The sequence below is a fragment of the Rhizobium sp. WYCCWR10014 genome (assembly GCF_001657485.1).
Taxonomy (GTDB): Bacteria; Pseudomonadota; Alphaproteobacteria; order Rhizobiales; family Rhizobiaceae; genus Rhizobium.
Genome location: NZ_LXFU01000037.1, coordinates 692,768 through 715,745 on the forward strand (window position 1 = coordinate 692,768; position 22,978 = coordinate 715,745).

Consider the following 22,978-nt stretch of genomic DNA (forward strand, 5'->3'; position numbering starts at 1 on the left):
TTATACCTTCTCGACTTCCGGCCGCCCGAGGATGCCGGTCGGCTTGAAGATCAACACGAAAGCCAGGATCGCAAAGGTGGCGACGTCCTTGTAGGCGATGGTGAAGTATGCCGACCACAGCGACTCGATAAGGCCGATAAGGAGACCGCCGAAGACGGCGCCGGGCAACGAACCGATCCCGCCGAGAACGGCTGCCGTGAAGGCCTTCACACCAGGCGTGAAGCCGTCGTTGAACGAGGCGACGCCATAATACATCAGGTACATCGTGCCGGCCACGGCCGCGAGTGCCGCACCCATAACGAAGGTGATGGAGATCGTCTGGTCGACGTTGACGCCGAGCAGCGCCGCCATCTTGCGATCCTGCTCAGTGGCGCGCTGGGCACGGCCGAGTGCCGTACGATTGACGATGTACCAGAAGATCGTCAGCAGCACTGCGGTGATCACGATGATGATGATCTGCTTCAGCGACACCGAGATGTTGCCGAACTGGTAGACCGAGCTCACCATCGGCGGGATCGGCTTGTTGCGTGGACCCTGCGTCACCTGGATGAAGTTGGACAGCGTGATCGACATGCCGATCGCGGTAATCAGCGGCGCCAGGCGGAAGGACCCGCGCAGGGGCCGGTATGCGACGCGCTCGATCGTCCAATTCCACAAACTCGTCATCAGCATCGCAACAACAAGCATCACCAGCAGCAGAACGGCCACCGGGAGACCTGCGAAGATGGATGTGAGGACGAGGAAGACGATAAGAGCGGCGAAACCACCGAGCATGAAGATGTCGCCATGGGCGAAATTGATCATGCCGATAATGCCGTAAACCATCGTATAGCCAATAGCCACGAGGCCATAGATGGATCCGAGCGTCAGCCCGTTTAAGAGCTGCTGGACGAAATACTCCATATGTCGTTTTCCCCTGGATGCGAGCGAAACATGCTGCATCTCTTTTTGGTTCTTCGGTTCCCCGTTTCAGGGAACCTCATAGGCCGAATGCATAGCGGTTTCGTCGAAAATGTGAAGACAAAAAGGATTTACTCCGACAGATTCTTGCGGAAACAGGGTTAACTGGCGCATTTTGAACCAAAATCCACAGAAAAACGGCAGAGCGGGGCCCATTTTTAGCCAGAAACTGCCATTGGGTTAACCATCCGGAGATGTCGCCGTCGATTTCCTGCACTGCTTGCTGCGTAAGCTATTCCACAGAATTGGAAGATGGAGCAAATTCCGACCCCAAGGCGGCCGCTTGGACGAATGCCATTTCACGAGTGATGCCGCATCTTCGTCTGACAAGGCTGAAAACTTATGGTAGCATCATCAGGCTGCGTATTGAGGGATGCGGAGCACAACGGGGAACACCATATAAGCTTGCGTATCTGGTTGTGACAGGGATGGTTTGCGGACGAGCGACAGCGGGGTGCTCGGCCCGCGTGGCGAACGGCAAAAGGACTATGCTGAGGACATTTGAAAAGGCGGCGCTCGAAGCCGGCAAGGCCATCATCACGGTCTTGCGCGAAGGTTTCCCCGTCGCCATGAAGGCGGATGCAAGTCCGGTCACGGTCGCCGACGAGGAGGCCGAACGTATCATCCTCACTCATCTCGCCAGAGATTATCCCGAAATACCCGTCGTGGCGGAAGAATCGGTCGCCGCCGGCAAGGTGCCCGACATCGCCGGCCGAGGCTTCTTCCTGGTCGACCCTCTCGACGGCACCCGTGAATTCGTCGACGGACGACAGGAATTCACCGTCAACATCGCCTATATCGAGAATGGCGCCCCGGTGGCTGGCATCGTCTATGCGCCGGCGCTGGGGCTTGCCTTCTCGGGAGAACGCGGCCACGCCGAAAGGCTCGTCGTCATGGACGATTTCACGGTTGGCGCACGCAGCGCAATCACGGTGCGCGAACAGCCGGACGACAGGCTGGCGCTTGCAAGCCTTCGCCACAACAGCCCGGAGACCGGAAGCTTCCTCGCCGACCACGCGATTTTCAAATGCACCAATATCGGCTCCTCTCTGAAGTTCTGCCTGCTGGCCGAAGGCAAGGCCGACGTCTATCCGCGCTTCACCCGCACGATGGAATGGGACACCGCGGCCGGCGATGCTGTGCTGCGCGCCGCTGGCGGTTCGACGGTGACGCTGGACGGAACGCCGCTGACCTACGGCAAGACGGGAACGGCGGCCGATTTCGACTTCGCCAACCCGAACTTCATCTCCTGGGGTGGCAGGAAACGCGTCCTAGAACCGGCGTGATCACCCGCGGGAATCACTGAATAGCGGCAAGTGGCGCAATCCTTTGCATCGTCGCCACGCGTTCGGGCCCGTCGCAACAATCCGCGATCGACCTCCGGGCGTCCCCATTTGAGCGGGCCGTCCCATTACCCGCCAAACATCCTCCCCCTCCGCGCCTGGAAACGTGTCCACGACCCATTTGCAGCTGTGGAGTGATTCGCGCGATTGGTCCTCCCTAGTGATTCTGGCCGTGAACTTGTCGCTCTGTATCTTTTCCAGACGCTATACCGCCACCAATTCTGCCTTGATTTTGTCACATTCTGACACGGCATCGACAACGATCGATATCTTCATCAGAAAAATTTCGCCTCGTCTTCCGTTAAGAAATCCGCTCGAGAGCCATGGGCCACGTGTCGAAACGGCACGTCACCAGCCCCCGCCGAACCCCTCCAAAGGCCTAGAAACTTTGACAAAATTTCAATTATTAACGAAATATCATGAGCTTGCCTCAACTTAACGCAAATGCGAAAGATTTGCTGCGATGCGATATTTCTCTGGACACCATTACACAATTGTCGCATTTTTCCGTTTTAGTAGGGTTACCAAGACCTGAGTGCAGCCCTGGTGACAGGGTTAACCATTGATCGCCTATTGCCGCCGCGCCCCCTCGAAGACAACAGAGTACGATCCTTGAGCATCACAGAACTAAACAACAGCATTTCGACAGAGTCCTTCCGGCCGAGCCGCCGCCAGCAGCCGAGCCTGAAGATCCAGACCCCTGTTATCCACAGCGATGCGCCGCAGGCGCCGTTGGTGGATCTGGTCCTGAAGCGGGCGTTCGACATTGTTTCGTCGTTGAGCGCCCTCCTCGTCCTTGCCCCTTTCCTTCTGTTCGTCGCCCTGCTGATCAAGATCGATAGCCCGGGCCCGGTACTCTTCAAGCAGACCCGCTGGGGCAAGAACTGCAAGGCCATCAAGGTCTACAAGTTCCGTTCCATGCGCACCGACCTCTGCGACGTCTCCGGCGTTGCCCAGACGGTAATGAACGATCCGCGCGTCACTCGCGTCGGTGCCATTCTGCGCCGCACGAATGTCGATGAGTTGCCGCAGCTGTTGAACGTGCTGCTGGGCCACATGTCGGTCGTCGGCCCGCGCTGCCATGCGATCGGCATGCGCGCCGGCGGCGTGCTCTACGAAGAGCTCGTACCGGAATACCATCAGCGCCATGCGATGCGCCCTGGCATGACGGGTCTTGCCCAGATGCGCGGCCTGCGCGGCCCGACCGATCGTCCGGCCAAGGCGCGCGCTCGCATCGCCAGCGATCTCTACTACGTCGGGAATTTTTCGATCTTGATGGACATGCGCATCATTTTCGGAACCGTCGTGTCGGAGCTGACCCGCGGAAAAGGCTTCTAAAGCGCGTCGCGATCTTTCAGATTCGCTCCTCGCGCTTCAGTCTTTGTTTTTGCGCATGTCGCACAAAAAGCGATGCACACTTTGCGCTTGCTTCCCAGCCTTAGCTTTGTGAGAAAGGGCCGGCTGCCTCAGAGCAGCCGGTACCGCAATGCTCTGGCGACCGCCTGCATGCGGCTGACCGAATCGAGCTTGCGCATCGCGCTGTTCAGATAACCCACCACCGTATGCGACGAGAGATCGAGAATGATCGCGATCTCGTCGCTGCTCTTGCCGGCCGCCGACGACAGGGCCGCGGGTCTTTTTAGACGCGCAAAGGACGCAGTAGCACTTTGAATTGCTGCCTGATTCCTTAAATCGATTCCGATTTAAGGAATCAGGCAGCGTCGCAGGCATTCGATTTCGCGCCGGGTGAGCGTCTCCCCAACGGGCCATCCTCCATGCTCCTACTACGCGAAACCTTGTCCGGGAGCTCCATGCAGCCGTAGAGCAGCGCCATCGCCTGCTCTCGCGTGGGCGGGACAGCCGCCTGAGAAGGCGAAGATGTATTGTTTCAGGTCAGCGTCGTGCAGCGTGAAGGCGAAGGTATTCTTCAGCCCGTGCATCTGAAAAAGCACGTTGAGTTTGCGGTTTTCCCGATTGGCGGCGCTGCCCGCAAACGCCCCATCCTCGCAAAAGATCGGCACAATCGTCCGCTTCATCGCGGTCACCAGTCTGCTGCAATAGAAGAGATCGGCAGCCTCGTAAAAGCCGATAAGGCTTTGCGGCCAATTGCTGATCAACCGGTTTTCGGTGAAAGCTGTGCGGTCGCCTCGCGGGAAAGCCGAGAGCAGCGAGAAATCGAAGCCCGCAAGCTTCGCCATCGCGTCGAGCCGTTCCTTGCCGTCGTCGGCCGAAACCCCAGCGCCATCGGCCTGCGAAGGCGAAAATGCAGCATCCTCAGCGCAGTCGCCGACTGCGCGTTCACGTCTTTTCAACTTCATATCCTCGTATGGCCAGCTTCGGCTCGGCCTCGCTGCCGGCGGCGAAAAGCCCGACGCATCAGCAAAGACGGTTTCTGCCCGCATCCCGAGGATACGAAGCATCGAAAACGCGAACTGGACGATACAGCGGGAAGAACGGAGACGAAGTCTTGCGCTCATTCTATGTTGCCGCACTTATCAGATCGTCCCTGGAAATCAGCTAATATTTATTCCGCATGGCTCCCATGCAGGCGCTACAAATTGACGTAGCGGCAGGCAGCCGCCCCCATCACCAGCCAGGGCGGGCGTCTAAATTTGTTATCAAAGTCTTACGATGGGTTTAGGCAATTTTTAAATGTGGCAGGCTAGAGTGGGGCTCGTGGTCTTGCGTTGTGTAGAGAGTCCAATGACCGAAATGATACGTCCCCGAGTAAAATATGTCATCGGCCCCGATGGCAGCCCCCTGACGATCGCGGATCTTCCGCCGCCCAATACGCGGCGCTGGGTGATTCGCCGGAAGGCAGAGGTTGTCGCGGCTGTCCGCGGTGGCTTGTTGAGCTTGGAAGAGGCCTGCGAGCGTTACACGCTCACGGTCGAAGAATTCCTGTCCTGGCAGTCGTCGATCAACAGCCACGGTCTTGCCGGCCTGCGCACCACGCGCATTCAGCAATATCGTCACTGATCACACCCCAGCATTGACGACATTTATTTCGGGCCGGACGCATCTCCCATGAGGGAATGAAGAAGGCCCGAAATCATTGACGAGGCCGCGTAGCACCAGAGGCCGGGCTGCGTGAATGCATCCGCCAGCCCCGTCGTCTTCGCCGCCGCAATGACGATCGCGACGAGCAGCACATCCATCATCGACCACTTGGATAGATGCGGTACGACGCGACGATAGAACAGGCTGGCGGCCCCCCCGGCGGCCGTCGCTTCTGCGGTGATCCCCATCGCCTCCACGGTGATGCCGATCATCTTCAGAAACGGGAGCAGGATCGAAACCAGGGCGACGATTGCCGCCAGCAGCCCGTCCCCGCCCTGCCAAAGCGAGACGATGATTTCGATCAGCGACGGCGTCTTGTCGAAGAAATACAGCGTCTCGAAACGGACCAGCGGCAAGACGAGGCCGAGCGCCAGGAAGAACGGCGCGGCCACGAGAAGCACGGGGCGAGCCATCGAAAGCGCACTCATTGCATTGAACCCGATCCGACATTTTGCATGAACACTCTGTCTCCTGCCTGTATTGCCTCCACGGCTTGGCACGACCGCGCCACCATGTCACGGTCTGCTACGACAATATCGGTTATGAGGAAAGACAATGGACATTCGAAGTGAGGAAGGCGTCTCCGGCGGCCGCTATGCCGCAAAGGTCGAAGGGCACGAGGCGGAGATGACCTATTCACGCACATCGCCGAAGCTCATCATCATCGATCACACGGCCGTTCCCGATGCGCTGCGCGGCAAAGGTGTCGGCCAGGCACTGGCGCTCCACGCCGTGGAGACAGCCCGCACCGGCGGCTGGAAGATCATCCCGCTCTGCCCCTTCTTCAAGGCGCAGGCGCAACGCCATCCGGAATGGAAGGATGTCGTGAATTAATGCATGTCGCCCAAAAGTGCACAGCGGGTTTTGGGGACAAAGACATGCATAAGACAAATCGTCCCCGCAGGTGACGAAGTTCGTTTCCGATGGGAGCGACACCGTAAGGCAAACACCAAAAGCCATGTATGACGGACAGCGCGCCCATCATACATGGCTTCTCAGTGGCCATCCCAGGGCGCCGAAGCCGGCACCCAGCCGTTTCTGTTACGCCCTTGCTCTGGCGCCGCCGTCACGCTCTTCCAGCGCTGTGGCCCTTGCATATTCCGCCTGCATCTCCTCGAGCGCCATTTCCAGCGTCTCTTCCTGCATCTTCAGTTCCTTGATCGAAACCTGCAGGTTGTCGGCCCGCTGACGTGCGGCCTTGGCGAAGGTCGGATAAGCAAAGTGATTCGGATCGGAAATACCGGACTTCTTTTCCTCGACGACGATCTGGCTCTCCAGATCCTTCGTCATCCGTTCGAATTCAGACATCATCATCTGCAACTGCTGCAACTGACGTCGTTTTTCGTTCACCTGAAATTCCTTCAGGCGAACGAGACTTTCTCGCGACTTCATACGCATTACTCCCGTGATGCGAGACCCCGGCTCAACTTGAAACCGCCCTGCGCGCCGCTTTGACACGGTTTGCTAAAAAATTTCCTGCGATATTAACAAATACCTACCGCTGGTAACCTTTCGTTTACGGGCATCGTTAATGATAGGCCCGATGATTTAAGGGTCGGTAAATGCCGAGGCATGAAGTTCGAACCTTTTCATTGGCGAGTCGGATGAATCACTTAGCGCTGTTTCCTAATGTTAAAGTTGAGGAGCACCTTTTTGAGATTCCTATTGGAAAACAGAGAAATGGAAAAATTGTTTAATAAATTCGATACTCCTTGCCAGAGTGAATTAGAATTTGTTAACCATTTCGTGGCAGCTTTCAAATCACGTAGCGTGTTCGGTATCGTGTAGGGGGCCAGACCACCTTTCGGCGGCGGTAAAGGGGATAATTATGCGGGTACTTCTAATCGAGGATGACAGCGCGACGGCGCAGAGCATCGAGTTGATGCTGAAATCAGAGAGTTTTAATGTTTATACCACCGATCTCGGTGAAGAAGGCGTCGATCTGGGCAAGCTGTATGATTATGATATCATCCTTCTCGATCTGAACTTGCCCGACATGTCCGGATATGAAGTGCTTCGCACTCTTCGGCTGTCCAAGGTCAAGACGCCCATCCTTATTCTATCGGGCATGGCCGGTATCGAAGACAAGGTTCGCGGCCTCGGTTTCGGTGCTGACGACTACATGACCAAGCCGTTCCACAAGGACGAGCTCGTCGCCCGCATCCACGCTATCGTCCGTCGCTCCAAGGGCCACGCCCAGTCGGTCATCATGACCGGCGAACTGATCGTCAACCTCGATGCCAAGACGGTCGAAGTCGGCGGCCAGCGCGTCCACCTGACGGGCAAGGAATATCAGATGCTGGAGTTGCTTTCGCTCCGCAAGGGCACCACCCTCACCAAGGAAATGTTCCTGAACCACCTTTACGGCGGCATGGACGAGCCGGAACTGAAGATCATCGACGTCTTCATCTGCAAGCTCCGCAAGAAGCTTGCCAACGCCGCCGGCGGCGCCAACTACATCGAGACCGTTTGGGGCCGTGGTTACGTTCTTCGCGAGCCGGATGGTGCCGAATACGCCGAAACCGCCTGATATTTTTTCCGATCCCCCTTATCGGATAAACGAAGATCCCGCCTTTCGGCGGGATTTTTCGTTTCTGCCTGCGCAATAGGATCCGCCCTCACCTCAGGCCGGATCGGCCTGAAATCCTCTGTTATTTCGATCTAGGAAATAGTTCGGGTCGGCCGAAACCGCTTGCACGCGGCATCATGCTCCAGTGATGCTATGTCGGCGGAAAGAGATCTGCCCGTCAGGCGGCGATCGCTCGGTTTCCGAAAACGGCGGTCAGAATCTTGCGATCGAACGGCTTCAGTAGGAAGTCGGTGGCCCCGGCCCGTTTGCCCGCCATGAGTTTCTTCAGATCCGCCTCGACGACGCAGTAATAGATCTTGACCTCTTTGCCGCCCTCCATAGCACGGATGGCAGCGATAAGGTCGAGGGCGCCTTCCATGCCGGAATCGACGATCAGATATTCCGGCAGCTCCGCCTGGCAGCGCTGCAGCGCCTCGCCGGCGTTGGAGGCCTCGCTGACGAGAAAGTCGAGTTCGGAGAGAATGCGCTTGCCGACCTTGCGGACGATGTCCGAATTATCGGTGATCATGAACCTTTGCATGGCCGCTCCTTTGCCCCCGCATTCGTCGCAGCAAGAGGCCTCTTACAACCCTGGAGAATAGGTCCATCAGGCTAACGAATCGTTACCGGACGGGACGCCGACACATGTCAGCGCTCCGAAATCAGGCCGCCACAGCTACTGCCGTGAACACCAGTTCGTCGGCGCTGGCGCTGTGATCAAGCGTCATTCCGCACTCCTGCGCCAGAAGCACGGTGTAATAGGGCTGGATCGAATGGGCATCGATCGCTTCCTCGATAGTGCCGGTCGATATCTCGACGAACTTCGGCGGCAAGCGCATCAGTTTGCCTTTGGACGTGAGCTTGAACTTCGCATCGAACTCGGGATTTTCGAGCGTTACCTCGAGCACGCCGCCGCGCGGAATGGCGGAATAGGCAACGAGGAAGAGGTTGAGCAGCAGCTTGACACGGTTCTTGGCGACGATGGCGCGCGGTCCGTTCCAGATCACCTCGGTCTTTTTTTCGGCGACGGCGAAATCCTTGGCTGCACGCTCGGCCTCGCCGGTGTCGATCGAGGCGCCGACGGAGCCCGACGCGCCGAAGGCGAGACGTGCGAATTTCAGGCGGACGGAAGCATTGAGAGCGCTGGTGCGGATCAGGTCCATCGCATCGGCATCGGCGCCCCCTTCATCCAGAAGCTCCAGTCCGTTATTGATCGCGCCGACCGGCGAGATGACATCGTGGCAAACGCGGCTGCAAAGAAGCGCGGCCAGATCCGGGCCGGACAGGGTGAGATTGGGGTTCTTGGACATCATTGTCTCCTGATGGGCGGCAATTTCATTGCGCCCGGAATATGCTTCATCAAAATTGCGCGAAGTTTGCGATCGTACTCGGTGCCATAATGACACCATATTTGGTAAACCGATTGTTAAGATCATCGGCGCAAAATGCACCAATCGCCGCGAGCGGTTGCCCGCTCTTAGCCAAACGACGAACGGATGACACCATGCGCCCTCGATTTCCGCACCGATTCATCGGCTTCTGCAGGTTACTTTCGGCCCTCATCTTCTCCTCGCTGATGGTTGCCGGGCCGGCCGCCGCCCAGGACAACGGCCAGTACACGATGCAGGAAATCGTCGATGCCGGCCACTCCTTCTTCGGCTCCGCCAGCGGCGGACTAGCGAAGGTCGTAGAGAGTGCCTTTCAGAAATACGGCCTGCCGAACGGCTATATCCTCGGACAGGAAGGCGGCGGCGCCTTCATCGCCGGCCTTACCTATGGCGAAGGCCAGCTGAACACCAAGAACGCCGGCGAACATAATCTCTACTGGCAGGGACCCTCGCTTGGCCTCGATTACGGTGGTCAGGGCTCACGCGTGATGATGCTGGTCTACGACCTGCCCTCCGTCAACGGCATCTATGCCCGCTTCGGTGGCGTCAGCGGCTCGGCCTATGTGATCGCCGGCTTCGGCATGACGCTGCTCAAGAACAACGACGTGCTGGTCGTACCGATCCGCACCGGCGTCGGTGCTCGCCTCGGCGTCAATGTCGGCTATCTCAAAATCACCCAGGCGCCGACCTGGAACCCCTTCTGAGGCCGCAAAGCCGCTGGAATCTACCGCCGTCCCCACCGGCGGCCTTGCCATGCGCGTCACGCGTGCTTAATCATCGCGGCTGACCTCGTATCAACCTTCTTACCGATGGCCGCGCCGTGATCGAATATGCTCTCTTGTTCGGATTGGGCTTCCTGACCGCGGCCTTCCTCGTCTTTCTGGTCTCGCCCGCCGTTCACCGCCGCATCGTCTGGTATACGGAGAACCGGCTGAAAGCGACGATGCCGCTGAGCCCGCAGGAGGTCCGCGCCCAGAAAGACATGGTGCGCGCGCTCTATGCCGCCGAAAACGCCCGCACTACCCAGGACCTTCTGCGTGAGCGCGAGAAATCCCTGTCGTTCCAGCTTCGCCACGACGCCCTCGCCGTCGATGCGGGCAGGCTTGCCGCCGAGATCGGCGAATTGCAGGCCCAGATCGGCGAGATGCATGTCGAGGCGGCTGACCAGCGCTCGCATCTGCGCAAGGACGAGAACTATATCAGCCAGTTGAAGACCAATCTGCATATTGCCGAGCAGTCCGCTGCCAACAAGGAGAGCGAATTGGCGACGATGCGGACGCGGCTGAGCAAGCTCGGTGAACAGGCCGATGGACTGAGAATAGACTTGGCCGCGCGCGAGACGGAGGCGGAAAGCCTGAAATTCCGTGTCAACGCGCTGCGCGACGAACGCGACACGCTGCGCCAGGACGTCAGCCTGCTGCAGAAGCGCGCCAAGGATGCTGAACAGAAACTGACGCAGCAGCAGCATATGGTGATCCGCCTGGAGGATAAGGCCGCGCGCGAGAGCGCTTCCGCCACCGAAAAGGAAACCCTGGTCGCTCGCCGCCAGCAGGAGATCGCCAGGTTGAAGGAGCAGTTGAAGGCTGCCAACGCCGAAATCCGCAAGGTCAACCGGGTGCTGCGCGACGCCGGCCTTGCCGGGATGGTCGCCGAGCTGCCGGCGGAAATGACGGCCGAAGACACGACCGCGTCCGCGCTCGACACCGCTGTCGTCACAGGCGAGATGGGCGAAGATGTCCGCAAACGCAGCGCCGCGCTGGCCGAGCGCCTGCAAAAGGCAAAGGCGGTAGCCGGACGCGATGGTGCGATCCGCGAGGAGATCGCCTCGATCGCCGCCAATATGGTGGCGCTGACCGCCCTGAACGAGGGTCCCTCCTCGCCGATCCGCACGCTCCTCGTCGAAGCTGCGGAAAAGAACCCGAGCGATCGTGTCAGCCTTGCCGACAGGGCAACCGCGATCCTCGCCGATCCCCCGCGCTGACGCGTTAGCGCGGCGCGCGCATCATGTTTGACCATCATGTTTGAATTTACGCAGAACCCTGAAATCAATCCGATTTAAGAGGATATGCGTTAGACCCGGCCCATTGCCGAGGCCATGGAAAACAGCGCGATCCCCGTCGCCGTCGCGGCATTGAGGCTATCGAGTTCCTCCGACTGTGGAATGCGCGCGCTCTGGAACCGCGCAAGCAGCGCCTCCGGCAACCCCTCGCCCTCGGTCCCGACGACGAGCGCCATGCGCGTCGAGGCCGGAATGGCGCGGATATCGGTCTTGCCGTGCGGTGAAAGCGTCCAGATGGCAAAGCCCCGTTCGGCAAGCGCCACGAGCACATCGAGCGCCTTGCCGCCGCGACGGTGCGGAACGCTCAGCACCGAACCGACCGAGACACGTAGCGCCTTGCGGTAGAGTGGATCACAGGAGGTTTCGTCGAGCAGCACCGCATCCGCCCGGAAGGCGGCCGCATTGCGGAACATCGAGCCGGCATTGTCGTGATTGGAAATGCCGCAGCCGACGAGCACCAACGCCCATTCCGGCAGCGCGTCGAGAAGTGCCGCCTCCCCACGGTCCTGTCGCCGGCCGAGCGCAAGAACGCCGCGATGCAGATGGAAACCAACGACGCCATCGAGCACATCCGCCCCGGCGACATAGACCGGCACATCGGCCGGAAACCGCTCCAGGATGGGCAGCACACCCTCGACGCGGTTGCGCAGCAGCAGGATCTTCTCGGCGAAAAAGCCGCGGCCCGCCGCATGCGCCTCGGCGAGCATGCGCAGCACGACCGTGCCTTCGGCGATGAAGCGGTTCTCTCGGCCTGTCAGGTCGCGCTCGCGGATCTCGCGGAATTCAGCGACGCGCGGATCGTCGGCGTTGTCGATGTCGATCGGGACGGCGGCCATGCCGGCCTCAATTGCCGGTAACAGTGACGTCGGCGACGGTGCGGCCGGTCCTGAGATCGTAGACCAGCGCCTTGTTCTTGCCCTCGACCGTTTCGCCGTAGAACAGAAGCTGTCCTGCCGAAAACGAGGTGGACTGCACCTTGAAGCCGAGCGGCAGGGAAACGGTTGCCGCAAGCGGCGCATCCGAGGGCACGCCGGAGGCGGTAACAGCGGACGCCGTCTCCTTCGGCTCGCTGTGCATCACCTTGTAGACAACCGCGCCGAAGACCGCCATAAGGCTCACGAACATGATGGCGCCGGAGACGATCTGCAGGCGGACCATCTTGCGCCGGACACTTTCCATCGCCGGATCAAGGGGCTTCTCTTCCTGGTCGTCTGGCTCGATTGCTGTCATCTGTGCGTCCCGTTCTAAAAAATACGTCGGAGAAGAAGCGTCTTGAGCGACCCCTTTAAACAAGCAGCCGGCAATAGAAAAGTCCTGACCGCCGATGAAACTGCCGAAGGCCGGTTGGACGCCTGGCTGACGGCGCAGGTCGGCGAGGAATTTTCGCGCAGCCGCATCAAGGCGCTGATCAAGGACGGCCAGGTTTTTCTGCGCGGCGAACCCGTCACCGACCCTCAGCGCAAAGTGCGCACCGGCGACAGTTTCGAACTCACGCTGCCCGAGCCGGAAGACCCGACGCCGCAGGGCGAGGACATCCCGCTCGATATCCTCCATGAGGACGACGACGTCATCGTCATCTCCAAGCCTTCCGGTCTCGTCGTCCATCCCGGACCCGGCAATTGGACAGGGACACTCGTCAACGCGCTGATCCATCATTGCAGCGATACGCTCTCCGGCATCGGCGGCGTGCGCCGCCCCGGCATCGTCCACCGGCTCGACAAGGACACGACAGGCGTCATGGTCGTCGCCAAGAACGACATTGCCCATCGCCACCTGTCGCTGCAATTTGCCGACCATGGCCGCACTATGCCGCTCGAGCGGGCCTACCAGGCAGTCGTCTGGGGGCGGCCGCGCACGCTGTCGGGCACGGTCGACGCGCCGCTCGGGCGCGCTACCGGCGACCGCACGCGCCGCGCCGTCAAACGCCCCGACAGTCAGGACGCCGACGAGGCGATCACGCACTACCAGGTGATCGAGCGCTTCCATGAGAAGCCGGACGCCACCGCGTTCGCCTCGCTGGTCGAGTGCCGCCTCGAAACCGGGCGCACCCACCAGATCCGTGTCCACATGGCCCATATCGGCCATCCGCTGCTCGGCGACACGGTTTATGGTGCCGGCTTCAAGACCAAGGCCAATCTCCTGCCCGAAGAGATCCGCAAGATCGTCAATGGTTTCGGCCGCCAGGCGCTGCATGCCTTCATGCTGCAGTTCGAGCATCCCCGCACCGGCGAAATCATGCATTTCGAGGTGCCGCTGCCGGATGATATGGTCGAACTGGTCGAAGCGCTGCGGCGATAAAGCCGGGCTCCGAATGCCGCCTGCCCAACTCACACCTGCGTGAGCGGCACCTTGAACCGCCGTTTCGCCACACTTATCTGTATATTGACTTAGTGCGGGCTCGGAGAGAGCCGCACGTCCCGGTTTGCCTTTTTTAACGCGAGGATGCGTTTCCATCGGGAACCGGAATTCACTTTAGGAGGGTGCACTATGGCCCGAAATACCTTGCCGTCCATTACCGCCGGTGAAGCCGGTCTCAATCGTTACCTCGACGAAATCCGCAAGTTCCCGATGCTGGAGCCGCAGCAGGAATACATGCTCGCCAAGCGTTATGCCGAGCATGGTGACCGTGATGCCGCCCACAAGCTAGTCACCAGCCATCTTCGCCTCGTTGCGAAGATCGCGATGGGTTATCGCGGTTACGGCCTGCCGATCGGCGAAGTCGTCTCCGAAGGCAATGTCGGCCTGATGCAGGCCGTCAAGAAATTCGATGCCGAGCGCGGCTTCCGCCTCGCCACCTACGCCATGTGGTGGATCAAGGCCTCGATCCAGGAATATATCCTGCGTTCGTGGTCGCTGGTGAAGATGGGCACGACCGCCAACCAGAAGCGCCTGTTCTTCAACCTGCGCCGGCTGAAAGGTCGCATCCAGGCAATCGATGACGGCGACCTGAAGCCGGAGCACGTCTCGGAGATCGCCACCAAGCTGAACGTCTCGGAGGAGGAGGTCATTTCGATGAACCGTCGCCTCTCCGGCGACGCCTCGCTGAACGCGCCGATCAAGGCGGCCGAAGGTGACGGCGGCCAATGGCAGGATTGGCTGGTGGATGACCATGACAGCCAGGAAGACGTGCTGATCGAACAGGATGAGCTCGACACCCGCCGGCGCATGCTGGCGAAAGCAATGAGCGTGCTGAACGAGCGCGAACGCCGCATCTTCGAGGCTCGCCGCCTCGCCGAGGATCCAGTGACCCTGGAAGACCTTTCGACTGAATTCGACATCAGCCGCGAACGCGTTCGCCAGATCGAGGTCCGCGCCTTCGAAAAGGTGCAGGACGCCGTCCGCAAGGAAGCCCTGGAACGCGCCAAGGCCGTCCGGGTCGTCGAAGCCACGGCATAAGCCTGTCGCCTGATACAATTGAAGAAGGCGGGTCCTTGCGGCCCGCCTTTTCTGTTTCGTTCATCTTTGTCCGCAGCCTCAGCTCGGCGCCAAGACCCGGGAACGCTGGTATTGCGAAAACCGTCACTGGCTCGTCGACACGTCTCCGAGCGCAGTCCATTCCTTGATCGCTGTATTAAAGGCGTCCGTTCCCGTACCGCCCTTTTCCATCGTCAGCAGCGCGCGCCGGCCGTTGCGATAGGTGATCGGTATATCGATCCAGCTGCGGGTTGACATCAGGTCGAGATTGGCCTTGCGCGCATCAGGATAGTCGTTGAGCGCGATCATGTGGAAATCGTCGGTGATCTTGGCCGGAACCGCGATCAGCGCGTCGCCGCGGTCCTGCTCCGTGCGCTTCATCGAGATGCGCTGGACACTGTCGATGCTGCCGCCTTCGAAATTCGGCGGCACCGAGAAGACGATCTCGACGAGATGGCTTGCCGGCAGCGACGGATCGGAATTGCGCTTGAAGGTCACGAGAGCCGAGAGATTGCGCTCGGGAACCGTGACATTGCCCTGTACCGTCGCCTCTTGCCGGCCATCTTGGCCGGCCTCATGCTGCACGCTCCAGACGACCGATCCCTCGATCGCCGTCGGCGAACTCTGGCCGATGCGCTCCTCATAGAGGAACATCTTTTGCGACGAACCGACGGGCGCGGTCTGCGGCGGCGGCGCCACCGGGCCGCCGTTCGGCGTCCGCGTGTCGGCGGGTGCCGCATCGCCCTGCGCGCTGGCAGGCGGCGTATCGGCTGCCGCGACATTCTGTTCGGCGACCGATTTTCCTTCCGCGGTCGGCGTTCCCGGCACCGTCGCCGGTCCGCTGTCGACCTCAGTTCCATCGGTCAGTAGCCGCTGGGTGAATTTCGAATTGGCCGCAGCGCCGTCATTGTTCACTGACGCTACCTGCGGGTTCGGCTGCACCGGCGCCGCTGGAGTATTTTGCGCTCCTGGTGTGGTTGGCTGGGCTGGAGTCACCGCGCCCGGCTGGGCAGGCGTCGTCGTCGAGCCGTCCGGCGGGGTTGCCGCCTCGTTCCTGGTCGCCTGCGACGGTGCCGAGCTGACGAGCCCGTCGACCATCGCCACCAGCGCCTCTCTGTTCGTCCAGCCGGCATAGGCGCCGCCACCGATCAGGATGAGTGCGAAGATGAGCGTAATCACGGTGCCGATGCCGAAGCGGCGGCGCTTCGGCTCCATACGGAAGCTCTTGCCCTGCAGCTTGGAGGCGACAATCTGATCGATATCCATCGACGGATTGGCGTCATCGTCATCAGCGGCGACCGAGCCGCGGCGGTCGTAACCTCGCAGCGCCTTCGCCTCTCGCCAGTCCTCGCTCGGCGCGCCGCTAGCAGGCGCCGGCTTGCCGTTGTGCACTTCCGCGAAGATATCGACATCGTCGAAATGAGAGCCAACCGGCGTCTTCTTATTGTTCCCGGCCTCGATCGGCTTATTGTTGCCGGCCTCGATCGGCGGCAGATCGTCGAAGGCGGCCGTCTCCCAGGAAAAACTTTCCTTGGCGGCCGGCATGACGGCGGTGGGTGCCACTTTTTCGAGGCTCGATATCACCTCCTCGAAGGCGCGCGCCGAGGCATCGGCGGTAATCGGCGCCGGCGCCGTCTCCGAATATTGCCGGAGTTCCTCTTCCGCCCATTCGGTCTCCGCATCCTTGGGCGCCGGAGCCGGAGTTTCGGCAACGGGCTCGGTCCAGACGGGGTCGAAATGCGCCGCAGCTTCGGCCTGCAACGGCTCCTCGCGGCTGTGCTCGACGAATTCCTGCGGACGATCGAAATCGGCGACCGGCTCCACCAGGCGGTTGGATGCGTGGTCTATGCCGCGGGTGATCGGCTGCAACGGCTCGTCGGGCTCGTAAGCCTCTTCGGCCTCCGGCTCGTCGCTTTCCACCGCCGCGGGTTCGTCCGCGATCTCGTCGGCTTCCAGAGGATGCTGCGCGTCGGCACGGTCTTCGCCGGCTTGCTCGTCGCGATGTTGGGCAGGTGGCGCTTCCCAGCCATCATGTTCGGCCGGCACGTCTTCAGCTGCGACGTTGCGCGCCTCGCTGGCATGCCATTCCTCGGCTGGCGCTTCCTCCTCATGCGAGGGATGCCAATATGTCTCGGCGGGAACGGAGGCCTCTGGCGAAACCGCGGTCTCGGCGGAAACAGGGATTTCCGCGGGAACAGGTTCCTCCGCGGAAAGGGACTCCTCTGCAGCGACCTCTTCCTCAGCTTCCTCTAGCGCGGCGGCTTCCAGGTGATCGGCCTCGGCCGCCTGCGGTTCCGCGTAGGCTTCGTCAACCGGCTCCTCAACAGCCGTCTCCGGCGCTGACGCTGGTTCGCTTTCGCCGGGAACCGCTTGTTCTTCGAAGGATTCCGAAGCGACGACGGCCGCAACCGGTTCATCGAGCGGCATCGCCTCGGAGTGTTCGCCCTCCACTTCGCGGATGGCAGCCTCGAGCTTTTCGAGCTGACGTTGCAGCATGGCTTCCGGCGGACGCGGCTTCATGTTCTCGAGCTGCCGCTGCACTGCGCCGCGGGCACGTTCGTAGACTTTCACCCGCATCTCGGGGGTATTTTCAGCCAAGCCGTCAACGGCCCGCCGAATGACTGCAATAAAATCCGCCATCAGTACTTTCTCAAGAAGTCCGGTACCCTACCGAACCATCCTCCACAGTGACCCGTGAGCTTAATCCTCAAACGGATCGGTCACAAGTATCGTATCATCCCGCTCCGGGCTGGTGGACAGGAGCGCGACAGGCGCCCCGATCAGCTCTTCGACCTGGCGAACATATTTGATCGCCTGCGCCGGCAGATCCGCCCAACTGCGGGCGCCGACGGTCGATTCCTTCCATCCCTCCAGCGTGACGTAGATCGGTTCGACCCTAGCTTGCGCTCCTTGGCTTGCGGGAAGATGATCAATCTGTTCGCCGTCGAGCATATAGCCCACGCAGATCTTCAATTCCTCGAGACCGTCGAGCACGTCGAGCTTGGTGAGCGCGATGCCCGTGATGCCATTGGTGGCGACCGACTGGCGTACGAGTGCCGCGTCGAACCAGCCGCAACGGCGCTTACGCCCCGTCACAGTACCGAACTCATGCCCCTTCTCGCCCAAGAACTGGCCAATTTCGTCGGTGAGCTCGGTCGGGAACGGGCCTTCGCCGACGCGCGTCGTATAGGCCTTGGTGATGCCAAGGATATAACCGAGCGAGCCGGGTCCCATGCCGGAACCGGCTGCCGCCTGACCGGCCACCGTGTTCGAGGAGGTCACGAAGGGATAAGTGCCGTGATCGATATCGAGCAGGCTGCCCTGCGCGCCTTCAAAGAGGATGCGAGCACCCTTGCGGCGCTCCTTGTCGAGGAAGAGCCAGACCGTATCACGGAAAGGCAGCACCCGATCGGCGATCGAGGTCAGTTCGTCCATGATCGCCTGGTGGCTGACTTCAGCAACGCCGAGGCCGCGGCGAAGCGCATTGTGATGCGTCAGAATACGGTCGACCTTGCCGGAAAGACTCTCGAGATCGGCAAGATCCATGACGCGGATGGCGCGGCGGCCGACCTTGTCTTCATAGGCCGGACCGATGCCGCGGCGCGTCGTGCCGATCTTGGTGCCGCTGTTCGACGCAGCATCCTCGCGCATCGCGTCGAGCTCGCGGTGCAGCGAAAGAATGAGCGTTGCATTGTCTGCAATGCGCAGATTGTCAGGCGTAACCGTCACGCCCTGCGCCTCCAGACGGCCGATCTCGGCGATCAGCGCATGCGGATCAACGACGACGCCGTTGCCGATCACCGCCATCTTGCCCGGGCGCACGACGCCGGACGGCAGCAGCGAGAGCTTATAGCTCGTACCGTCGATGACGAGCGTATGGCCGGCATTGTGTCCGCCCTGATAGCGCACAACGATATCCGCACGCTCCGAAAGCCAGTCGACAATCTTGCCTTTGCCTTCGTCACCCCATTGCGAACCGACCACGACTACGTTCGTCATCCAACTCTTCCTGTTACCGGCGCGGAACCGCGCACCTGCTCAAACCCGCGCATCTATAAAGCTTTGTTTTTTGGAAAGCGACCCTGTTGTCACAGCAGATTGGGCTTTTTACGTGACAAATCAGCAGCCGACAGGCTATTTCCCCTCACAAAACGCCGCACGGCGATCGCAGAAAGACGGGAAGAACGCCCTTGCAAGCCACGGCCTATATCTGCCTCGTTATCGCCACCCTTTGCTGGGGCGGCAATTCCGTCGCCGGCAAACTCGCGCTCGGGCATATCAGCCCCATGATGCTGACCTTCCTGCGCTGGTTCCTCGCCGTGGCGATGATCGCCGTGATTTCAGTACCGCAACTGCGGAAAGACTGGCCGGTGGTGAGGAAGAACCTGCCGCTGCTCCTTTTCTACGGCGTCATCGGCTACACCCTTTTCAACGCTATGCTTTACTCGGCCGTGCAATATACGACGGCGATCAACGTCGCCATCGAGCAGGCCGGCATCCCGATGCTGATCTTCCTGCTGAATTTCATGTTCTTCCGTACCGGCATCTCGCTGGCGCAATGTCTAGGCTTCGGCATGACGCTGATCGGCGTCGCTCTGACCGCCGCCCATGGCGACCTCGCAACGCTGCTGCAACTCAGCCTCAACCGCGGCGACGGGCTGATGCTGATCGCCATTGCCGCCTATTCGGTCTACACGATCTTCCTGCGCTGGAAGCCGCCGCTCGACTGGCGCACGCTGATGGCGGTCCCGGCGCTCGGCGCCATGCTGACCTCGCTGCCGCTGCTCCTCTGGGAAGCCGACCGGGGTGCCGCGCAGTGGCCGGACCAGGCCGGCTGGGTCATCACTCTCTACACGGCGATCTTCCCCTCGCTGGTAGCGCAAATCCTCTATATCAAGGGCGTCGTGGCAATCGGCGCCAACCGGGCCGGCCTCTTCATCAATCTCGTGCCGGTGTTCGGAACGTTGCTCTCCGTCGCCCTGATTGGCGAGAAGCTGCAGTCTTTCCATGTGATCGCACTGGTGCTGACCTTGGGCGGCATCGCGATCGCCGAAAAGGGCCGTCCGAAAGCTTCGTCGCCGACCGTGCCCGCCTCACCCATGGATTAAAACCTCTTCTGGTCAGGAAAGGTCTAACCAAGCTCCAGCGTCGTCACGCCGAAGACGTGCTTCAGCGGGATGGCCGGTGCCGGTCCGCGATACATGCGTGTCGTCTCGAATACCGGTTGAAGGCCTATGCCTTCGGCAAGCGCGACCGCCTCGTGGTTCTCTGTGGGAATATCGATGAAGACCGCGGCTCCCTTCGCCTCGGGGATCAATTCGGCAAGCAGCGCCGCGGCGCTGTCGGCATCGTTGGCAAAGAGCGGGCCGATCTTGTAGCCCTCGTAGCAGCGGCGGATCGTGCCATAACCACGGATCTTGTGGCTCTTGCGCACCACTGCCGAACGACGGCCCTTGCGGGCGGTGCACCAGGCAGCGAGAAAGGCATCCCGCGGCTGCGGAAAGATCGCCGAATCATATCGCTGCAGGCCTTCGAGACGTGAATCCAGCACCGGCTGCGCAACAAGCGTCGAGACAGGCAAGGCAGTAGCGACACCGCCGTAGCGAATGGTGGAATAGGCGGGTTCGAAGCCCGCCTTGCGGTAGTTGTCCTGCTGTGCGGCGACGCCGTCGAGACCGATCGTGCGATCTCCCGCGCTGGCGATGCCCGCCGCCCAGATCGCCTTGCCGTAACCCTTGCCGCGAAAATCGGGATGGACGATGTAGAGGCCCAGGAAGGCGAAACTTTCGCCATATTTGACGACCGAGATCGAGCCGACGGGGACTTCACCGATGGAGCCGACAAAAAATCCCGACGGATCGGCCTCGTTGAATGCAAGCGAATCGTCGAGGCCCGGGTTCCAGCCTTCCTGACGCGCCCATTCGAGCACGAGTTCCAGTTCGCCGGGCCGCATCGAACGAACGGCAAATTCCGAATTCATGCAACTTTCCCAGATTGAATGTCCCGCAAGTCCATCCCGGCAACGGCAAAGCAATTGTCGGGCCCCAGCCCCCGATTGCACCTGCGAACGATGGAGAGCCGCGCTCATGGACTTGACGACGCGTATAATCATTTTTCGATGCAATGCAGAAAGCTTCGTTTCCGCATTACCATGAAACAATGCCGTTGCAAGCTCAAGAAAATTACTTGCGCGCCAATTATCTTCCTGACGATACGAATAAAACGCCGCGCCCGAAAAGTCGCCTGCGGACAGATCACCGGCCGTTTAGCACTGCGGTCTTCTGCTTTTCGGTCCCGCTCGTGGTCGATGAGAAAAGACGCTCTGTCTCGGCCGCCGGCGCGGGATAACCGAACGCATAACCCTGCAGGCCGTCACAGCCGAGCTGCGCCAGCACGACGGCATGCGCCTCGGTCTCGATGCCCTCGGCGATCACCTCGACGTCGAGTGCCTTGGCGATTTCCACGATCGAACCCACCACGCGCCGCTGCTCGGCGGAGGTGACGACCTCGTTGACGAGCTGCCGGTCGATCTTCAGCCGCTTCGGCCGCAGCTTGACGAGACCGATCAGCGAAGCATGGCCGGATCCGAAGTCGTCGATCTCGATGTCGATGCCCATCTGTTTGATATCGCCGATATGATCGAGCAGTTTTTCGTCGCTGTCGTCGAGGAAAATCGTCTCCACAAGTTCGAAGACGATCACGCCGGGCGGGATATCGAGTTTCCTCAGCTTGTCGAGCAACGCCGGATCGGCAAGGCGCGACGCCGAGATATTGACGGCGATGCGCGGAACCGCAAGGCCTCGCAACAGCCAGAACAGCCGGTCTTCGAGAACGCTTTTGAGGATCGCCGCGTCGATCTCCGCCGCAAGTCCGTGCTCGTCGGCGATCTTCAGGAATACCCCCGGGGCGAGCACGCCCTTCTCCGGATGGTTCCAGCGCGCCAGCGCTTCGAAGCCGATGACTTCCCGCGTCCGGGCGTCGAGCTGCACCTGATAATAGGGAAGGATCTCGCCGCGCTCCAGCCCGAGCTTCAGTTCTTCGGCGAGGCGACGCTTGGAGCGCAGATCCTCCTGCAATTGCCGCGTGAAGAATTCGACGCGGTTGCGCCCGAGCTTCTTGGCCTGGTAGAGCGCCAGGTCGGATTCGGCAAGTAGATTGCGCGCCCGCCGATCGCCGCTCCAGGAAACGCCGATCGAGGCGCCGGACTGGAGCATCTCCTGGCCGAAGCGGATCTTCTTCCGCAGCCGGCGCTGGACGTCTTCGGTGATCTGCTTCAGCTCTGTGAGATCGGTGAAATTGACCAGAACGATGACGAATTCGTCGCCGCCGACGCGGGCAACCATGCCATTCGCAGGAATGGCAGCAGTGATGCGAAGGGCCGCGGCCCTGAGCACGGCGTCGCCTGCCGCATGACCGTGGCTGTCGTTGATCTGCTTGAACTGGTCGAGGTCGAGATGCAGCACGCCAAGCGTCGTGATGCTCTTGTCGGCCGGCAGCTCCGCCAGCCGCTTGTCGAGCAGCCGCCGGTTCGGCAGGCCGGTAAGATAGTCGTGATCGGCGACATGCTCGATGCGGGCATTGCTTTCCTCCAGCGCCAGCGCCCTCGCCTCGGCCACCACCTTCTGCCGCGCAAGTTCCGCGTTGAGCAATACGTCGGCAGTCACATCCCATTCGGCGCCGATGAAGGAGGGCAGCCCCTCCGCATCGACATAGAAATGCGCGCGCGAACGCAGATGGCGGATTTCGCCGCTCGGCAGCACGATCCGGAATTGTGAGTTATAGGCGCCGCGCGTCCCGATCGCCTGCTCGAAGTCGCGTTCGGCCCGCTCGCGATCATCGGGATGGATGGCGTTCGACCAAAGCGAAGCCGGCACCAGTCGGCAGGTCTCGCCGGTCTCGTAGAGACGATGCATCTGCGCATCCCACAAGATCCCGTCCTGCTCGATGCTGTGCTCCCAGACACCGATCCGGGATGCATCGAGAGCGAGTTCGAGCCGACGCAGAAGATCCTGAAACTCGTGTTCGGATCGTGTGGCTTTGTTCTCTGGCAAAGCGGTCCCAGCCTTAGAAGCTTGCATAACGGCAATATGGTCTCAAGCCGGCATTAATGAAGCCTTGTCCTGATGACCGAACTAGTGACTAGGTGAACTGTTCGTTACGACTTTCCCCTTTTGGATCAAAGAAC

Annotated in this window: 21 protein-coding genes and 1 pseudogene; 10 read left to right on the forward strand and 12 right to left on the reverse strand. The window is 60.7% G+C overall.

Annotated elements, in window-relative coordinates:
• Positions 1–903: a branched-chain amino acid ABC transporter permease gene (locus A6U98_RS20145; RefSeq protein WP_003542342.1), complete on the reverse strand. Its 903-nt coding sequence runs from the start codon at positions 901–903 to the stop codon at positions 1–3.
• Between the two features lie 545 nt (positions 904–1,448).
• Here A6U98_RS20145 and cysQ point away from each other — a divergent pair.
• Complete coding sequence (gene cysQ / locus A6U98_RS20150; RefSeq protein WP_064652162.1) at positions 1,449–2,246, forward strand: 3'(2'),5'-bisphosphate nucleotidase CysQ; 798 nt, start codon at positions 1,449–1,451, stop codon at positions 2,244–2,246.
• Between the two features lie 669 nt (positions 2,247–2,915).
• Entirely contained in the window at positions 2,916–3,641 is a 726-nt protein-coding gene (locus tag A6U98_RS20155; RefSeq protein WP_026158830.1) for a sugar transferase, read from the forward strand.
• Positions 3,642–3,769: 128 nt separating this feature from the next.
• On the opposite strand, the pseudogene A6U98_RS38040 reads toward A6U98_RS20155, so the two are convergent.
• Positions 3,770–4,615, reverse strand: a pseudogene (locus A6U98_RS38040) (LuxR C-terminal-related transcriptional regulator).
• A 391-nt stretch (positions 4,616–5,006) separates the two neighbouring features.
• Here A6U98_RS38040 and A6U98_RS20165 point away from each other — a divergent pair.
• Positions 5,007–5,282 carry a DUF1153 domain-containing protein gene (locus tag A6U98_RS20165; RefSeq protein ID WP_007533628.1) on the forward strand — a complete coding sequence of 92 codons (276 nt, stop codon included), beginning with the start codon at positions 5,007–5,009 and terminating at the stop codon, positions 5,280–5,282.
• 23 nt (positions 5,283–5,305) lie between these two features.
• Here the strand turns inward: A6U98_RS20165 and A6U98_RS20170 are convergent, their stop codons facing one another.
• On the reverse strand, positions 5,306–5,863 hold the full coding sequence (locus A6U98_RS20170) for a paraquat-inducible protein A (RefSeq protein ID WP_184500904.1): 558 nt from the start codon (positions 5,861–5,863) through the stop codon (positions 5,306–5,308).
• Between the two features lie 55 nt (positions 5,864–5,918).
• Here A6U98_RS20170 and A6U98_RS20175 point away from each other — a divergent pair, with 55 nt between their 5' ends.
• Positions 5,919–6,197, forward strand: a complete 279-nt coding sequence (locus A6U98_RS20175; protein WP_064652164.1) for a GNAT family N-acetyltransferase — start codon at positions 5,919–5,921, stop codon at positions 6,195–6,197.
• A 207-nt stretch (positions 6,198–6,404) separates the two neighbouring features.
• Here the strand turns inward: A6U98_RS20175 and A6U98_RS20180 are convergent, their stop codons facing one another.
• The gene (locus tag A6U98_RS20180; protein ID WP_003542353.1) at positions 6,405–6,755 is read right to left on the reverse strand and encodes a hypothetical protein; all 351 of its coding nucleotides are present in this window, start codon (positions 6,753–6,755) and stop codon (positions 6,405–6,407) included.
• A gap of 436 nt (positions 6,756–7,191) precedes the next feature.
• Here A6U98_RS20180 and ctrA point away from each other — a divergent pair, with 436 nt between their 5' ends.
• Entirely contained in the window at positions 7,192–7,893 is a 702-nt protein-coding gene (gene ctrA, locus A6U98_RS20185) for a cell cycle two-component system response regulator CtrA (protein ID WP_003542362.1), read from the forward strand.
• Between the two features lie 217 nt (positions 7,894–8,110).
• Here the strand turns inward: ctrA and A6U98_RS20190 are convergent, their stop codons facing one another.
• A complete protein-coding gene (locus A6U98_RS20190; RefSeq protein WP_003542364.1) occupies positions 8,111–8,473 on the reverse strand; it encodes a response regulator in 363 nt (120 codons plus the stop codon).
• Positions 8,474–8,594: 121 nt separating this feature from the next.
• Positions 8,595–9,242 (reverse strand): histidine phosphotransferase family protein, encoded by a 648-nt coding sequence (locus A6U98_RS20195; protein ID WP_064652165.1) that lies wholly within the window; start codon positions 9,240–9,242, stop codon positions 8,595–8,597.
• 194 nt (positions 9,243–9,436) lie between these two features.
• On the opposite strand from A6U98_RS20195, the gene A6U98_RS20200 reads away from it, so the two are divergent.
• Complete coding sequence (locus A6U98_RS20200; RefSeq protein WP_012758704.1) at positions 9,437–10,024, forward strand: EipA family protein; 588 nt, start codon at positions 9,437–9,439, stop codon at positions 10,022–10,024.
• A gap of 116 nt (positions 10,025–10,140) precedes the next feature.
• On the forward strand, positions 10,141–11,301 hold the full coding sequence (locus A6U98_RS20205) for a hypothetical protein (RefSeq protein WP_064652166.1): 1,161 nt from the start codon (positions 10,141–10,143) through the stop codon (positions 11,299–11,301).
• Between the two features lie 89 nt (positions 11,302–11,390).
• On the opposite strand, the gene A6U98_RS20210 is transcribed toward A6U98_RS20205, so the two are convergent.
• Entirely contained in the window at positions 11,391–12,215 is an 825-nt protein-coding gene (locus A6U98_RS20210) for an RNA methyltransferase (RefSeq protein ID WP_064652167.1), read from the reverse strand.
• A gap of 7 nt (positions 12,216–12,222) precedes the next feature.
• The gene (locus tag A6U98_RS20215; protein ID WP_003542374.1) at positions 12,223–12,609 is read right to left on the reverse strand and encodes a hypothetical protein; all 387 of its coding nucleotides are present in this window, start codon (positions 12,607–12,609) and stop codon (positions 12,223–12,225) included.
• 42 nt (positions 12,610–12,651) lie between these two features.
• On the opposite strand from A6U98_RS20215, the gene A6U98_RS20220 reads away from it, so the two are divergent.
• Positions 12,652–13,677, forward strand: coding sequence for an RluA family pseudouridine synthase (locus tag A6U98_RS20220; RefSeq protein WP_064652168.1), 1,026 nt, complete (start codon positions 12,652–12,654; stop codon positions 13,675–13,677).
• A gap of 189 nt (positions 13,678–13,866) precedes the next feature.
• Positions 13,867–14,775: an RNA polymerase sigma factor RpoH gene (rpoH, locus tag A6U98_RS20225; protein WP_003542378.1), complete on the forward strand. Its 909-nt coding sequence runs from the start codon at positions 13,867–13,869 to the stop codon at positions 14,773–14,775.
• A gap of 123 nt (positions 14,776–14,898) precedes the next feature.
• Here rpoH and A6U98_RS20230 read toward each other — a convergent pair whose 3' ends face one another.
• Both A6U98_RS20230 and A6U98_RS20235 read right to left on the reverse strand, forming a co-directional pair.
• The gene (locus A6U98_RS20230; protein ID WP_064652169.1) at positions 14,899–17,433 is read right to left on the reverse strand and encodes a hypothetical protein; all 2,535 of its coding nucleotides are present in this window, start codon (positions 17,431–17,433) and stop codon (positions 14,899–14,901) included.
• Positions 17,434–17,493: 60 nt separating this feature from the next.
• The gene (locus A6U98_RS20235) at positions 17,494–18,792 is read right to left on the reverse strand and encodes an adenylosuccinate synthase (protein ID WP_017961768.1); all 1,299 of its coding nucleotides are present in this window, start codon (positions 18,790–18,792) and stop codon (positions 17,494–17,496) included.
• Between the two features lie 191 nt (positions 18,793–18,983).
• Here A6U98_RS20235 and A6U98_RS20240 point away from each other — a divergent pair, with 191 nt between their 5' ends.
• Complete coding sequence (locus A6U98_RS20240; RefSeq protein ID WP_064652170.1) at positions 18,984–19,901, forward strand: DMT family transporter; 918 nt, start codon at positions 18,984–18,986, stop codon at positions 19,899–19,901.
• Between the two features lie 23 nt (positions 19,902–19,924).
• Here A6U98_RS20240 and A6U98_RS20245 read toward each other — a convergent pair whose 3' ends face one another.
• Entirely contained in the window at positions 19,925–20,773 is an 849-nt protein-coding gene (locus A6U98_RS20245; protein ID WP_064652171.1) for a GNAT family N-acetyltransferase, read from the reverse strand.
• Positions 20,774–21,047: 274 nt separating this feature from the next.
• A complete protein-coding gene (locus A6U98_RS20250) occupies positions 21,048–22,871 on the reverse strand; it encodes a GGDEF domain-containing phosphodiesterase (protein ID WP_064652172.1) in 1,824 nt (607 codons plus the stop codon).
• Positions 22,872–22,978 lie beyond the last annotated feature (107 nt).